This window comes from Levilactobacillus yiduensis (assembly GCF_024718525.1).
Lineage (GTDB): Bacteria > Bacillota > Bacilli > Lactobacillales > Lactobacillaceae > Levilactobacillus > Levilactobacillus yiduensis.
Map to the genome: position 1 here is coordinate 43,578 of NZ_JAMXAZ010000011.1, position 15,140 is coordinate 58,717.

At 53.0% G+C, this 15,140-nt stretch carries 15 protein-coding genes; 6 read left to right on the plus strand and 9 right to left on the minus strand.

The features are described 5' to 3' along the window. Positions 1 to 53 precede the first annotated feature (53 nt). From NGM66_RS07955 to NGM66_RS07970, 4 genes are all read right to left on the minus strand, one after another. On the minus strand, positions 54 to 458 hold the full coding sequence (locus NGM66_RS07955; protein WP_208907639.1) for an iron-sulfur cluster biosynthesis family protein: 405 nt from the start codon (positions 456 to 458) through the stop codon (positions 54 to 56). Positions 459 to 834: 376 nt separating this feature from the next. After that, positions 835 to 1,206 carry a GntR family transcriptional regulator gene (locus NGM66_RS07960; RefSeq protein WP_208907638.1) on the minus strand — a complete coding sequence of 124 codons (372 nt, stop codon included), beginning with the start codon at positions 1,204 to 1,206 and terminating at the stop codon, positions 835 to 837. Between the two features lie 36 nt (positions 1,207 to 1,242). After that, entirely contained in the window at positions 1,243 to 3,057 is a 1,815-nt protein-coding gene (locus tag NGM66_RS07965) for an FtsX-like permease family protein (RefSeq protein WP_208907637.1), read from the minus strand. 11 nt (positions 3,058 to 3,068) lie between these two features. Further along, on the minus strand, positions 3,069 to 3,827 hold the full coding sequence (locus NGM66_RS07970) for an ABC transporter ATP-binding protein (RefSeq protein WP_208907636.1): 759 nt from the start codon (positions 3,825 to 3,827) through the stop codon (positions 3,069 to 3,071). A gap of 317 nt (positions 3,828 to 4,144) precedes the next feature. On the opposite strand from NGM66_RS07970, the gene NGM66_RS07975 reads away from it, so the two are divergent. The 3 genes from NGM66_RS07975 to NGM66_RS07985 all read left to right on the plus strand — a co-directional run bounded on the left by NGM66_RS07975 (position 4,145) and on the right by NGM66_RS07985 (position 7,689). Further along, the gene (locus tag NGM66_RS07975) at positions 4,145 to 5,095 is read left to right on the plus strand and encodes an aldo/keto reductase (protein WP_208907635.1); all 951 of its coding nucleotides are present in this window, start codon (positions 4,145 to 4,147) and stop codon (positions 5,093 to 5,095) included. Between the two features lie 757 nt (positions 5,096 to 5,852). Next, positions 5,853 to 6,122 carry a hypothetical protein gene (locus tag NGM66_RS07980; protein ID WP_208907634.1) on the plus strand — a complete coding sequence of 90 codons (270 nt, stop codon included), beginning with the start codon at positions 5,853 to 5,855 and terminating at the stop codon, positions 6,120 to 6,122. Positions 6,123 to 7,038: 916 nt separating this feature from the next. Then, a complete protein-coding gene (locus NGM66_RS07985) occupies positions 7,039 to 7,689 on the plus strand; it encodes a TetR/AcrR family transcriptional regulator (protein WP_208907633.1) in 651 nt (216 codons plus the stop codon). A 12-nt stretch (positions 7,690 to 7,701) separates the two neighbouring features. On the opposite strand, the gene NGM66_RS07990 is transcribed toward NGM66_RS07985, so the two are convergent. The 3 genes from NGM66_RS07990 to NGM66_RS08000 all read right to left on the minus strand — a co-directional run bounded on the left by NGM66_RS07990 (position 7,702) and on the right by NGM66_RS08000 (position 11,405). Further along, positions 7,702 to 8,982, minus strand: a complete 1,281-nt coding sequence (locus NGM66_RS07990; RefSeq protein WP_258115532.1) for a hypothetical protein — start codon at positions 8,980 to 8,982, stop codon at positions 7,702 to 7,704. After that, entirely contained in the window at positions 8,979 to 9,851 is an 873-nt protein-coding gene (locus NGM66_RS07995; RefSeq protein ID WP_258115533.1) for a lectin-like domain-containing protein, read from the minus strand. Before NGM66_RS07995 ends, NGM66_RS07990 begins: the two co-directional genes overlap by 4 nt. A 348-nt stretch (positions 9,852 to 10,199) precedes the next feature. Continuing rightward, positions 10,200 to 11,405 carry an MFS transporter gene (locus tag NGM66_RS08000; RefSeq protein ID WP_258115534.1) on the minus strand — a complete coding sequence of 402 codons (1,206 nt, stop codon included), beginning with the start codon at positions 11,403 to 11,405 and terminating at the stop codon, positions 10,200 to 10,202. A gap of 129 nt (positions 11,406 to 11,534) precedes the next feature. On the opposite strand from NGM66_RS08000, the gene NGM66_RS08005 reads away from it, so the two are divergent. After that, complete coding sequence (locus NGM66_RS08005) at positions 11,535 to 11,897, plus strand: winged helix-turn-helix transcriptional regulator (RefSeq protein WP_208907630.1); 363 nt, start codon at positions 11,535 to 11,537, stop codon at positions 11,895 to 11,897. A 343-nt stretch (positions 11,898 to 12,240) separates the two neighbouring features. Continuing rightward, a complete protein-coding gene (locus NGM66_RS08010) occupies positions 12,241 to 12,534 on the plus strand; it encodes a hypothetical protein (RefSeq protein ID WP_208907629.1) in 294 nt (97 codons plus the stop codon). A gap of 245 nt (positions 12,535 to 12,779) precedes the next feature. On the opposite strand, the gene NGM66_RS08015 is transcribed toward NGM66_RS08010, so the two are convergent. After that, complete coding sequence (locus tag NGM66_RS08015; RefSeq protein ID WP_208910966.1) at positions 12,780 to 13,226, minus strand: Rrf2 family transcriptional regulator; 447 nt, start codon at positions 13,224 to 13,226, stop codon at positions 12,780 to 12,782. A 44-nt stretch (positions 13,227 to 13,270) separates the two neighbouring features. Then, entirely contained in the window at positions 13,271 to 14,134 is an 864-nt protein-coding gene (locus tag NGM66_RS08020; RefSeq protein WP_208907628.1) for an SDR family oxidoreductase, read from the minus strand. Between the two features lie 172 nt (positions 14,135 to 14,306). Between NGM66_RS08020 and NGM66_RS08025 the strand changes: the two genes are divergently transcribed. Further along, the gene (locus NGM66_RS08025) at positions 14,307 to 15,071 is read left to right on the plus strand and encodes a glucose 1-dehydrogenase (protein WP_208907627.1); all 765 of its coding nucleotides are present in this window, start codon (positions 14,307 to 14,309) and stop codon (positions 15,069 to 15,071) included. Positions 15,072 to 15,140: the final 69 nt, after the last annotated feature.

The window sequence follows — 15,140 nt, forward strand, 5'->3', positions numbered from 1 at the left end:
AGCCTTAATGCTCGCCAACTAACTGCCTGTTGCCCCACTCATTCTTCAGCACACTAGCAAATCCGTGTGCCTAACGTTTGCATTTCTTTCTTCAAATCCAACTTAGACTTTTCTTCAGCGGTGTACGTGATCATGCCGACCGCGCTGTCCAAGATTCCCGTGTCATCACGCAAGGATAACTGGTTGAAGACCCGGTCCAAGATCAGGCCGTTATTCAAATACAGTTCCGTATCCGCGTTGGTCCACAGGTTCAGCCCCGCATTGTTGGCTACGGGAATGCTGTACTTTGGGTCTTGTTGCGTCAGGGCCACAAACTGGAATTTGTCGCCGATGGCACAGCTCCCACCCAACGTGGAGTACTGATTCGAGCCATCATCCAGCGTCAGCAAAAGAACCGTGTCCGCTTGGACGTTTTGGTCTAAATAGCTCTTCGCTACATCTTTAATTGTGATTTCCATAATCAAGTCCCTCTTTCTTCGCCGTTTGTTGCTACTCAATTGTACACAATTATTTATAACGCACTTTTGAAGAAAAGTAAACTGATTAGCTTACAAAAAGGAAGTGTCATAAGGCTTCCGTCTCACAAAAGTAATCAACCTTGTGCCCCTCACCAGGTTCTTGCCGGCCGTGAGAAAAGCCCTGGATACCCAAAACGGGTCTGGGAAAGTCCCAGGCCCTTTGTGTCTCCGAATATCTGGTGTTGAAACCTGGGCCAAAAGGCAGCTGGTCCCGCTTAAAACTGATAAGCAAACAATCCAAACCCGGGATTATTCGCTTATCAGCCTTAATGCTCGCCAGCTAACCGCCTTTTGTCCCACTCTCGTTTTACAGGCTCTATTTTGCCTCATAACTCTGTTTGACCAAGGCAATCAGTTCATCCTCCGACAAATTGAGCTTCTTGGCCTCACTGGTAAAGCCCGCCACGTAGCGCTGCGAAAATTCCGACCGGCGTTTCTCCCGAATCATCTTTTCCGCGTCCGCTGTGACGAACATCCCCAACCCACGGCGCTTCTCCAACATGCCTGCCGTGACTAACCGGTTCATGCCTTTGAGCACCGTGGCTGGGTTAATATGAAATTCTTTCGACATTTCTGTCGTCGACGGCACCTGTTCCCCCGCCCGGTAAATGCCGGTGAAAATGGCTTCTTCCACTTGCTCGGCCACCTGCAGGTAAATCGGTTCCGGACTATCAAAATTAAAATTCATATTTTTCCCACATTCTTTGTAAACTTGTCTTGTCGATTACGCGTCCGTGGTCTTATTAGGCAACACGATTCGCCAGTACAGGCCCAGCGTGATGAGATAGTAAATGGCGTATAACCCCACAAAGATGAGGAAGGTCAGCCCAATTCCTTGGTAAGGACTCATCGGCGCGGGCATCAACGGCTTAAACATCATCAGACCGAACAAAACATCGATTATCCCCATGATACCAGGAATTAGGAATAAAATCCCGATTTCTTTTGCGATACCGCGCCGCATCAGAGTATTGCGCACCCCAACCTTGTACAGCATCCGGTACCGTCGTTGGTCGCCAGGGGCGCCGGACAAGATCTTAAACATCAGGCAGGATGCCAGCATGGCCAGAAAGGCGATTCCCAGGAAGTAGCCGATGAACTCCAGGCCACCGAACATCCCGAGCATCAACGTGTAGCTTTGATAATTACCGACCGTCATTTCGGCAGGATGACTGAAACGGGCCGTCTCCAACTTGTTCAGACGTTTCAACGTGCCCAGGTCCGCGGCCAGGTTCTTGACCCGTACCGTGGTGACCGTAATGGTTTGACCCTTTTGGCGTTTGAACTGTGCGGCGGACAAGATCTTCGGCGCGTACGGACTGCCAGACTTGGTCAGCGCGAGGCTCAGGAAGTCCAGGTCCTTAATGCCTGATTTTTGAAATTCCTTGAAGGACTGGCGAGAGACGTTCTTAGCCGTCCCCGTCTTGGTGTAGGCCCGCTGCTCGACTGGTTGGCGCTTGAGTTCAGCGGCGTTGTAATACACTGTTTTGCCTTGACGCTTTTGCGTGTAGGTCGCCGTGTAGGCGCTGTTGAGTTGTCCCAGCAGCTGTTGTTCCTTAGCGTTGGCATCATGGACGGCCACCGAATAAGTCCCGGTGCGTTGCGCCATGAGGGGCAATTGCCGGTGGTAACCGGAGCCGACCGTGATGGCCCCCAACGCCATGGCAAAGAGCAGCGACACGATCGTTAACATGCGCGTATAGTTGTGCACCCGGAAATTCAATTGGCCCAACAGGAAGCCATTCAAATGTTTTTTGGCCCAACTGGTCTGACGTAACACCCGAATGATTGCCAAAATCGTCGCCCGGAATAATAAGTACGTCCCGAGGGTAATCGTGACTAACGCCAGCGGAATCGCCGCCATTTCTAAGTCGTTAATCGCCGCCATCGCCCAGTAACCTAGGGCTAACAAGGCGATGCCGAGGACACCTTGGACCAGTTGCCAGATGGGGTTGACCTTGGGTTGGTTGGCCAGTTCGTCACTGTGCAGTAATTTCAATACGGTGGTCCGCGTCAGCCGAATCAGGTTGAACAACGAGGCCAAGATGAACAGGCCCACGTACAGCACCACCGTCGCCACGATTGCTGGCAGGTAGAAAGCCGTCAGGTGCTTGAGGTGTAACCCCAACGCGTTGAGCAGTAAGCCGACGAGAAATTTACTCATCAACAGGCCCAGTACCACCCCAATGGCGGTCGCGACGGTTCCCAAAATCAGCGTTTCCAAGAATACCAGCTCACCGACCCGTTTGCGCGTGGCTCCGAGCATCATGAATAGCCCGTAATCGTGCTGGCGCATGCTGAGCAAGAAGCTGTTGGCATACATAATGTAGACGATTGTGATCAGAATCAACAAGACCGCCCCAAAGCCAAAGATAACGCTAGCCGAAGATACCACGGCGTTGGCATTTAAGAAGGCCCGGTTCGTCGCCAAGTTGGCGAACATGTAGAAGATGGCGGCCGACATGGTCAGACCTGCCAGCAAGACCAGGTAGTCCCGCCGCCGGTTCTTGATCCCGGCTAAGGCTAATTTTCCTAACATTTTCGTTCCCCCTACTCGTTAAACGTGCCCAATTCGTTCAGCACTTGTTGGTAAAATTCCCGTCGGTCCTGATCGCCGCGTCGCAGTTCAGACCCAATCTGACCGTCCTTGATGAACAGGATCCGTTGACAGAAGCTGGCTGAGAACGGATCATGGGTCACCAGCAAGACAGACATCTGTTGGCGCTCATTAATGGTCGTCAACAGGTCCAGCAATTCACGTGCACTGGTCGAATCCAGCGCCCCCGTCGGTTCGTCCCCCATTAAAATGGCGGGATGGTGGACGATGGCCCGAGCGGCGGCGACCCGTTGCTTTTGCCCCCCGGACAGTTCAGCCGGGTATTTCTGCAGCAAGTCAGCAATCGACAGAGTGTCAGCCACCTCATGAATCGCTTGGTCCATGACTTTGGCCGGCGTCCCCTTCAAGGCCAGTGGCAGGCCGATGTTTTCTTCAGCGGTCAGGCTTTCCAGCAAGTTGAAGTCTTGGAAAATGAAGCCGACTTCCTGCGCCCGAAAATCAGCTAACTGGTTACCCCGCATCTTGGTCACGTCATGGCCGTTGACCACCACATCGCCCTTCGTCGGCGTGTCCAGCGTCGACAGCATGTTCAGCAGCGTTGTCTTCCCGGAACCGGACGCCCCCATGATGCCGACAAACTCGCCGGCATCTACCGTAAAGTTCAAGCCCTTCAAGGCCGTGTATTGCCGCTCGTTAGGCTTGCCGTACGTTTTTTCCAGGTCGTTGACGCTGACCACCGTATTCGTTGTCATGATAAAATTCCCCCACTCATTAGTCTGTTGGTTAGTTGCTTGTGTAATTAACTATAACGGTTCTGCTAAAATTGTCAATCACTTTTTTCATAAGCTGTCGTTGGTTAAGCCAGTAGCCCATCAAACAGTCGACCCGAATGCCCGTCGTTGTTGGTTCTTAGGCCGAACCTCGTTTACCGTCATTGGCCATTGTCAACTCAAGTCCCCCCGGTGATGGCGTCACCATGACGAAGGTCCAGACGCGAAATTTTCTTGCGTTTCGTGTACACTAGACTCGTAAGTTCGTTTAACATTTTGTATGTAAAGGAGATTTTCTGATGAAACAGTTACACTTAGGTGGCACCGACTGGCAAGCCTCTGCCGTTGCGTTGGGTATCATGCGCATGGCCACGTTGTCGGTTGACGACGCTGCTAAAGCCTTACAAGCCGCTCACGAAGCCGGGATTACTTACATCGACTCCGCTGATATTTACGGTGATGGCCAATCCGAAAAGGTCTTCAAGGAAGCCTTGGCCAAGTCCGGGTTGTCTCGTAACGATTTCTACATTCAATCCAAGGGTGGCATCATCTTGGACCAAAGCCGTAGCCATGATGGCCTGGTCTTTGGGAAACGCTACGACTTCTCCAAGCAACACTTGCTGGACGCCGTCGATGGTATTTTGAGCCGGACCGGCCTAGACTACTTGGACGCCTTCTTGTTACACCGGCCAGATCCACTGATGGAACCCGAAGAAGTTGCTGACGCATTCAACACGCTGCAACGTTCCGGTAAGGTTCGCCACTTTGGGGTTTCCAACTTCAACGTGCAACAATACGAAATGGTCCAAGAAGCCGTTGACCAAAAGCTGATGTTCAACCAATTACAATTCAGTGCGGCCCACGCCCAAATGATCACGGAAGGCCTGCGCGTCAACATGGACGATTCACCAGCCGTCACTGACGGGGGTATGCTCGAATTTGCTCGCCGCAAGCACGTGACGATCCAAGCTTGGTCACCATTCCAGTACGGCCTGTTCGCGGGGATGTTCATCAATGATCCGAAGTTCCCTGAGTTAAACGACAAGCTGCAAGAACTCGCTGACAAATACGGCGTCTCCAAGAACGGGATTGCGACCGCTTGGATTCTTCGCCACCCAGCTAATATCCAAGTTCTGCTGGGGACTATGAACCCTGAACACATCAAGGACAGCGCGGCTGGTGCCGACGTGAACTTGACGAAGCAGGAGTGGTACGACATTTACTTCGCTGCCGGCAACTACCTGCCTTAAACGCACCCCTTAGTTTCTAAATCTTAATTTCAACGCGTAAAGACGGCGCAGCCTAACTGGTTGCGCCGTTTTTACGTGTTCAAATTTTTCGACAGTTATATAGCAAGTACTGGCCGCCTACCGTCTGCCAAATATGGGTCGGAACGCTGTGGGCGGACGGGTCGAGCCAAAGCCCGGTCTCGACGCCTCGCCTTTGAGCCGAAGTTCGCGTCTCAAAGACGCCAGTTACCTAACCAGCTAAGACCGCTGGCAAGGTAACTCCCACGGCTGAACCCATATTGGGCAGACTCCGGCTACATGGTGCTGCTAATCGATCACTAGATTAGCCCCAGCACCAACCAGTTTTACCGTCAAATTGGGGTTAATACGCAATCATAAATCCCCCAGTTCGTCGGTGTTAGTCAGCAGCCAATAGTCCTAAGATTTGAAGTGGGCTTCCGGTTCGACACAGCTGGCTTCATCTCCTGTAGCCAAGAGTTCACCAAATATGAGCTCATCCGAGGAGAGGAGACCGCGTTCTGGCCCATATTTGGCGAACGGTAGGCGGCAGCTCGGACCATGTAGCTGCGACAACTAGTCTCCTCATGTTAAGTCGGCTTATGGTATTCTTGCCAATTTGCACCGCACTCAAACCACAAACCCACTCCCCCAACTTTTTTAAAAAAGGGGTTGCCTTTTTCTATTTTGGTGGTAAACTGAAGTTGTTCTTGAGGGCGAGTGATTACTCGCTCGAAGATTTGGAAAGGGGATTTTAATCATGTTTACCACTATTTTTTGGATTCTTGCGATTTGGTTAGTTGTCAACGGGGTTTGGACTTGCTTTGCTACTGGCAACCAAGAGTTGATGAAATGGTTTGGTTGGATCAACGTGGTTGCAATCATCTTGGGCTTCTGGGTCTTCTACGGCGCTGCTAGCGTAGCCGTTCTGGCAGGCTGGTTCACCGCAGTCAACTGGGTCAATGTCGTCCTAGCCATTATCCAGTTCTACCTGGCTTACCGCAAAGTCGGGGCTACCCACAATGCCTAAACCGTTTGCTTCACCCCTATCACTCAAAAAGCCGGACTGTCCTGGACACAGACAGACCGGCTTTTTGGTCGTAAATAAGATTGGGGAATGACCTAGTATTTGGCCTAGCAATCCCCCACCACACTGGTAAGATAGTAGGTGTCAGTGACACTGTGTGAACCAGCTACTTGGCCGCTTTTGAGAGACCGCTGACAATTAGTCCTTGGACGCAGGGTGGTCCGTGCTGGTCGTCTACCGTCCGCCAAATATGGGTAGGGACGCTGTGGGCGGACGGGTCGAGCCAAGGGGCGGTCTCGACACCTCGCCTTTGAGCCGAAGTTCGCGTCTCAAAGACGCCAGTTACCTAACCAGCAAAAAGCGCTGCTAAGGTAACTCCCACGGCTGAACCCATATTTGGCGGACTCCCGGCTACAATGGTGACTGCTAATTGACACTGGTTTGGACCTCAGTGCAGCCGCTTTTACCACCGGCTTGGCATTAACACACAGTTACTGATAATTACCAACTTGCTAGCATAACTAGCAAGCTAAACGATACCTTCTCAGTCAAGAGGCGTTCACCCTAGCAGGCAGAACTAATGGTTTCACTAATTTTAGTGGGTTATCTACCACGTAGCCGTGAGTGAGCTAAATTTGGACTCAGCCGTGGGAGTTTTCAAGCGACCTACTTGGAAACTGGCGTCTTCGAGACGCGATTTTCGGCTCGAAGCGAGGTTGAAGACCGCCCTTTGGCTTCGACCGGTCCTTCCCACCGCGTTCCGACCCATATTTGGCGGACGGTAGGCACCAGTACGGACCACCTTGTATCAAAGGCCAACCTTTATCGCCATAAGCCACAGTGTCACAATGACTATAGCTAACTTCAAGCTTGCAACACCCAGCACACAATCCGTTATTCCTAGAAAGGTGGGACTTTCATGCCCAATAAAAAAATTTTAGATGAGTTTCCCGAGGTCGTTCAGGCTAACCCGGACCTCACGCAAAAGCAAAAAGATGTCCTGATCACCAGCATTCAGCTGTTCGCGGAACAGGGGTATGCCAACACCAGTACCCGGCAAATCGCTGCGGCCGCCCATCAGTCCGAGGGGACCATGTTCAAGCATTTCAAATCCAAGGCCAACATCTTACGGGCCGCCCTGGAGCCGATCATCCAAGAGATCATTCCCGACGTCGAGGCGGAATTCAAACGCGAAACGCTCAACCACCCCGCCGCCAATCTTCACGACTTTCTCGACTTCTTCGTCCGTAACCGGATGGCCTTTGCCGCCAACAACCAGGACGCCATCAAGGTCTTCTTCAGTGAACTCTTGTACAACGAAACGTTGCGGACGCAATTTATCGAAACCGCGCGCAACGAGTTGATTGCAGCATTCAAGGACACCATTCTCACGTTACAAAAAAATAAAATCATTATCGACTGGCCCTTCAACGAGATCTTTCGGTACATGATCGCCGTCGTTGTGGGTTACGTGCTCGACCGCTACGTGCTCTTCCCAAATCGTGAGTGGGATGACGAGGTCGAGGCCGGTTATTTAGTCGCCGAACTGGAAAAAGTTTTACAGCCCTAGTCAAGGTGGGGGTTAACCCGGTGTATCCTGTAATCGCCATTCCAATATGCCCCGATACTGGCCGGCTAACGTGTCGCTATTGATGGCCATGAGTGGCCCTTCGTTCGTTTCCCAATGCCCGCTCACATCGACCACGTCCGCATCACTGGCCGTGGTGTGTGTCGCAATCAACGTGTCCATCTCGTTGATGGGCTTGCTCTGGTCGCCCCAAGAAAATAACAACTGGCCACTTAGAGGGTGACCAGCCTGCGTTTGAAAATCCTCGCCTTGGCGGACCAACAACTTCCAGCGACGCCCGGCACCCCGTTCATCCGAAACGCTCAAGCGCCAACCCGGCTGGCGGATAATGCGTTGGGCCGTGCCTGTCAGCGCGGTGGGCATAAAGTCGGCGGCTGGCGACACCTCTGCAAAATCTAACGTGCCAGGCCCACGATTCAGCGTCACCGCTACTGAATTAGACACGGTCGTCGCGTTACCCTTATCCTGCGCCTGTAGCGTCAAGTGATTGTCACCCGGCTGCAAGTATTCCGCGGGTAGCGTCACCTCAGCCGTTCCCACGGGTTGGTCGATCCAAGTCACATTGGCTGGCAGCTCCTGCCCATTGAGGCGCCCGGTCACCCGATAGTTGGCAAGCTCGGCCTGGGCAAACGGTTGGTCCTGATTGGTCAACCGCACGCGGACCAGTGCCGTTTCGTGGTGGCCCAACTGCTGGGTCGCGGCCCCCAAATTGGTCAACTTCAGCGCGACGTCTGTGGCAATGTGATAGCCTGGCAGCGACAGTTGCGTTTGATAGTTGGGCCCGAAGAATCTGGCGTTGACCTCGGGCACCGCGGTCGTGTGCGTCACTGGTGGTACCGTTCCCGTCACCTGTACCGTGACTTGGTGGCGACTCGCATCCAGCTTTTCGCGCCACTTCTTCTGAATCATCGTACTTTTCAGCTCTGCCGCCGTAAATGGTTCCGTGATGGCGCCGCCGTTGTAACGAACGCCGCCTGCCGTCCAGGTCAATGGCTGCGGCAAGGGGACGTTCATGGTCAGCGGCTGAATATCTTGATGACTGGTCATCGCATCATAGTCAAACGTGTAGCGATAAGTCAGCTGGTCCCCCACGGCCACCCGACTGCCCGCGGTAACGGGTCGGTGGGTGGTGGCATTTTCCAGCGTTGCGTGAGCATTGACCTGTCCCAGTGTGTCGGAACTGTCGATCAGAACGAGACCATTTTCACTGTTCTTAGCGTTGGTTGACCCCGTCATCCCCCAGTAGACGTTGGGTTTCTCACTAGTAGCATTCAATTTGCTGGGTCAATATTGACGGTGTCTTGCACGACATCCATGCCAGACCGTGACGCCCCTGTTCGCACGTCACGATCGTTATAGTGGTAGGTCATTTGCCGTTTGGTTGCATTCCAAGACAGCGATAGGTGGTGCCACTGGCCATCCGCAAAGTTAGCTACTCGCTTGGGCTGGATATGGTTTAGACTTGCATAATACTTTCTTGACTCCCCCAAGAGATTATACGAATCTGCCTGCCCGGGATAACCGCTAGCAATGTGCATCCCAGCACTGACAACGGCATCTCTATCAAACGCATCACTAGCGCCATACCCCCCAGCACTATTCACTCGTGTGTCAAATTCTAGCGCCCAACTATTCTGAATTGCAGACGAAACCACGGTTTCTTTGCCATATCCGTTCTTATCGTTCCCCCAAACACCTAAGGCCTGGCCACCACTGGCCGCCGCCCAAATGCCGTCTTCTGAGTTTTGCAAGACAAATGCCATGCCAGAACCTGCGTCGGGCCCTTTATTGCCAAAATACAACCACATCGAAATATCAGTATCCTGACTCATATCAAATTGATTGTTCATCCGGGTTAAGCCTGTTTTGGACCAGATAGCGCCTGCCTGAACATCCATGGTAGTCGGATTATCTCGAGTAATCTGGGCGATGGATTTATCGACCAAGGGCGAATCAATCAGCTTGGTAAAGTTATCCCACCCGCTCATTGCAAATAAATTATCGAGGGGAATCCCCTGGGGTGCCGTCGCCACAGCGTGTTGCAGGTCGGCATCGCCGGTGATGTCGGTTGCGGCACGGGCCGTCGCGGCGCCGGTCAGTAGGATTACGCCGGTTAGCACCCCCATTAACCACCTCTTGTCCATTGCGGTTCCTCCCAATTTTTATTTTTTCTTCATAAGCAGGAGTATACCCAAGCCCAGCAACCATCACAATTTAAATTTATCGTTATAATTATTTAAATATTATATTGTTTATAAATCACGCCGCGCGTACAATACTGCGGATAATTATAGCCTAGCAACTACTGTGGTCCTTCACCATTATTGAACCGTGATAGGCCGCAATTTCGTATGATTACCCCGCTTAACATTTTGCCAACCACCGATCACTTTTCGTCTAAAAATACGGCTAATATTAAAAAACACCGGCAATCACTTTTCGAAGGATTGCCGGTGGTTTTTGACCAGTCATGACACTGGTAAGGATTTCGCTTAGAATTGGTTAAATTTGTGAATTAAACGTTTGACGGGTCGAGCTAATCGAATCAGCCAGAGGGTCAGGCCAATGCTCAAGGCCACCATGCCGGCACCGAACAGTGGTGTCCAGCCCAGACCAAATTGACTGGTGACTTGACCACCGATACCAGATCCCAGAGCGATACCCACGTTGAAGGCCGCAATGTTTAGCGCCGACGCCATGGTAATATCTTGCGGCGTGTATTTTTCAGCGAGTTGGACGATGTACAGTTGCAGGCCGGGCACGTTCATGAAGGCGAAGAAGCCCATGACCAGCACCGTCAGGAGGCCCAACCACTGGCTATTGGCGGTAAACGTCAAGACGACCAGCGTGAGAAAGAGTCCCGTGAACATTTTTAACAACGCGGCCAGCGGCTTGGCGTTGGCCCAGCGACCGCCCATCGTGTTCCCAAAGGCGACCATCAAGCCGTAAATGGCCAAGATGACCACCACGGCGCTGGCGGACCAGCCCATCTTTTGTTCCAGGAGCGGAGACAGGTAGGTGTAAGCCACAAAGGTCCCGCCGTATCCCAAGGCGGTTACCAGTAGCGCCACCAAAAGCTGGGGATTGCCGAGCACCCGTAAGATGCCGCGCGCCGTGGCCTTGCTAGGCAGTGGCAGGTTGCGTGGCACCAAGACGTAGTCCGCCAGCAGGCCCAACACCCCGATCAGACTGATGAAGATAAACGACCAACGCCAGCCGCCCAGTTGACCGATCATAGTCCCCAGTGGTACCCCGGTCACGGTCGCCACCGTCAGGCCGGTAAACATCACGGCAATGGCCGACGCCCGTTTGGAAGGCGCCACCACGTCCGCCGCGATGACGGAAGCCACTGTCATAAAAATACCATGCGCCAGCGCGGCAATCACCCGGCCAGCCAACAAGACGCTGAAGACCGGGGCAAAAGTGGCGACCAAATTACCCGAGATAAACAGCAACATAATGATGACCATCAAGGTGTGCCGGTTGATCTGCCCGGTCAGTAGCGTCATTAACGGCGCCCCCACCATGATGCCCATGGCGTAGACCGACACCGTCAAACCCGCTTGTGCCAAACTAATGTGAAAACTTTGAACCAATAATGGCATTAACCCAACACTGATGAACTCCGTAGAGCCGATGGCAAAGGCACTGATGGCCAACGCCAGTAGCGTCATTGCCGGTGAAATTTTTTTAGTCATAATGACCTCCCTGTTTTTCGTTTGCTAACGTGATAAATAATGATTATACTGGTTAGCAACTCAGGTACAAGAACCGACTTTAAAGTGCCCTACCCACCAAAAGGTAATAATTGAACAGGAGGCCGTTTTATGCCCACTAAAACTTATCACATTGGCGTCGAAGCCACGATGGAAATCATTGGTGGCAAATGGAAATCCATTATTTTATGCCACTTACGCCACCACACCATGCGCACGGGTGAATTGGCCCGTGCCATTCCCCAAATTTCACAAAAAATGTTGACGCAACAGCTCCGTGAACTGGAGGCCGCAAACATCGTGGCCCGCCACGTGTACAAGCAGGTGCCGCCGAAAGTCGAGTATTCCCTGACCGAGTACGGCCAGTCGCTGTCAGGTATCTTGCACGAACTATGTGTCTGGGGCGAGGACAACATCGACCGGCGTGAAGCGGCCGGCGAAGCCATCACCCTTCTCAGCCGCGATGACGTCTAGCAGGTTATCGCCTGCCGTGTCGACGGTGTTGGCTGAGGTTTTTTTCTCAGCCTACAGCGTGGGGCGACTTGGGAGACTGGCGGGCTTTGCCAGGCTTCCAAGCGAGCTGGAAGACCGCTCCTCAGGCTGAAGCCGTCCCCCATAGCAGGCGGAACCCCTGGCAGCCGCAGGCGACTGATATTTGCCTCGGAATTGCCGTCATTTCAGCATTCTCAACGCTTTCTAAGCCCAACCTAAGAAATTCACAGGTTAAGTTTAACCTGCCTTCAAGCTTGTCGTACCGGCCGGTGGTATAACTAATATATCGAAAGCGAAACGACAAACAACTTGAGGAGTGGTTACCATGACAAACTTAAAAACGATGATGACTAAAGTAATGCTGGGTGCAATGACGGTGACGACCTTACTGGCTACGTCCGCGGGGGCTTCTGCCGCAACGACGACCACGACGCCGGCCCCAGCCGCAGCCCAAACGACCGTGACCTTAAAGAAGCAGGCCCAACCCGAGATTCGGCCAATGACCATCAAGCTACACAAGCGGGTCACGACCACCCAGATCTCTAGTCAGGTCCAAACAGCGGTCGACGCCAGCGCACTGAATCTCGACCAGCAACACCACGACGGTCAACTCAAGTAAGCCCAATCCCTTAGTCCGCTACAGGGCAGCCTCCCCCAAACACTGACCGGCATGACTATCCCCTAAACTTAAAAATGCTCTCCCCAATCTCACTCCCCTCAGTGTGACTGGCTACCTGATTCATCTCTCCCAAATTTGCAGACGAACACCCCCCCTGACTGGTAGATTGCGCCGGTCAGGGGGGTTGTTCGTAAAAATATTTCTCAAAAATAGCTGCTTTAACCATTATCACCAGGCCAAGCAGCCTAATTGCCAGCCGGCCCTTGTTTCGCCCGTTCACGAGTCAAGATATCGCCAATTAACCGGGCGAGTGTGATGGCTTTCATTTGCGTTTCGGCCGCGGATTGGACCTCCGCGTAGGCCACCCGCAAGGTATCTTGAATGTTGCCACCCACGATACAGTGCGGATTAGTTTTGTCATCGACGTGTAGCAGGTTACCGTCGCCTTCGACCGCTTGGTAAATATCAAAGAGGGTGATGGCGGCCGGTTGCCGGGCCAATTTAGGCGTCGCCGAACCTTGCTGGGTCGCCAATAAGCCACCCCGTCGCAGGGCCCCCATCAATCGCCGGACCAGTGCTGGGTTCGACTCAACACTGGCCGCAATCGCCGTACTCGACAAATCACCGTCATGACAAATATCAATATACGCTAAGATGTGCACAGCATCACTTAATTTATGCGAGTAGCGCACGGACAGGCCCCCTTTACCAGTATTCATCGAACCATTATACCCGCTTAACTTTTGTCTGCAAGTGCCGCCGTCAAGAAGTCAGGGAGACTTTGGGCCGGATGTCCCATAATTTTGCGGTAATCATCCGTGACCGTCGCCAGCAGGCCCTTGGCCCCACCGGCATACATCGACGCTAGCATGTGCCCCTCGTGGCCTTCGTCATACATCGTAGCAAATTGCGTCAAGGTGACCGGTGCATAGCCAATTTGCTCGCCTGATACCTGACTCAGTACCTGGGCCAACGCCGGCATGGTGTAAGAACGTTCCTGCGTCAGCGTGTAAACGGGTTGCGTCCACAGCCGCGGCGTGACGGCAATCTGGGCAAAGGCGGCCGCACTGTCGGCCAAACTGATGAAGCTCAATGACGCGTCGCCCAGTGGGTAGATCACATTGTGGCGCTCAATTAGCTCCGGCAAGTACGGAACCAACGGATCAGCGTACAGTGCGTTTCGCAAGATCGTATAGGAGAGTCCACTCCCCGCTAACCGCCGGGGCACATACCCGTAGAAGGCGGACAGGTCAAACGGATTGTCAGCCTGGTCGGCGATGAAGCCCATCACAATCAGGTGCTTGACGTTAGCTTGTTGGGCGGCCCCAATCACGTTTTCAAATTCCGTGACCCGACTGAAGCTGTCATGACTCTTGCTGGGCACATAAATGGCGACGTCCGCATCCTGCAGGCTGGCAACAATGCTCGTGGCATCCCGGTAGTCCAGCGGTAAGACGGTCATTCCCTGCTGGGCAAACACCTGCGCCTTAGCCGGGGTGTGTACCCCCAGCGTTATTTCGGCGGCCGGTACCCGTTGTGCTAATTCGTCGACGATTTGGCTGCCTAAATGGCCAGTCGCGCCAGTGATCACGTATTTCATGTGGCAAAACTCCCTTGTTGTTTTGATGTTACTTTTATTGTTACATGAACTGCACACATCGTCAAACATTTCGACCCAACACCCAGCATATTGGGCGCTTTCTATTAAGCAAAAGGATATAATAGAGCCAAGGTAATTAAGCCTAAAACATTTTTACTAAGGAGTGAGTAACGTGGGTCAACAATTAGCAGGAAAAGTGGCTATCATCACGGGTGCCGGCTCTGGTATGGGTAAGTCCATGGCAGAATTGTTTGCCAAGGAAGGCGCCAAAGTCGTGGCAGCCGATATCAACGAAGCGCGTTTGAATGAAGTGGTTAAGGCCATCACTGATGCGGGTAATACCGCCGTGGCTGCGGTCACCAACGTTACCAAGGAAGCTGACGTTGTTGCGATGGTCCAAGCGGCCGTCGATAACTTTGGTCAGCTGGATATTTTGGTCAACAACGCCGGTATCATGGATAACATGGCGCCAGTCGGGACACTGACCAACGAGTTGTGGGACCGCGTTATGACGGTCAACACGACCAGCGTCATGCTGGCAACGCGGGAGGCCTTAAAGCTCTTCACCAAACAGAAATCTGGCGTCATCCTAAACATCGCCTCCGTTGGCGGTATTGGTGGCGGCCGGGCCGGTGCGGCTTACACGGCCTCCAAGCATGCGGTGGTCGGCTTGACCAAGAACACCGCCTACATGTACGAAAACGTGGGTATCCGGACCAACGCCATCGCACCGGGTGGTATCAAGACCAACATCGTCGACACCATGAAGGGAATCGACAAGGAAGGCATGGAACGCCAAAGCGTTGGCATGCCGCTCTCACCAGAACCAGGAACCGGCGACGAAATCGCCCAAACGGCACTGTTCCTCTGCTCGGACGCATCCAGTTACGTCAACGGGACAGTTGTACCGGTTGATGGCGGGTGGACTAGTTATTAAAGAGTGCGGAGCGAACCGCTCAGACTCTGAGCATTAGAGGAATAAGGTGCTCCTGTTCGGCAAAGCCGA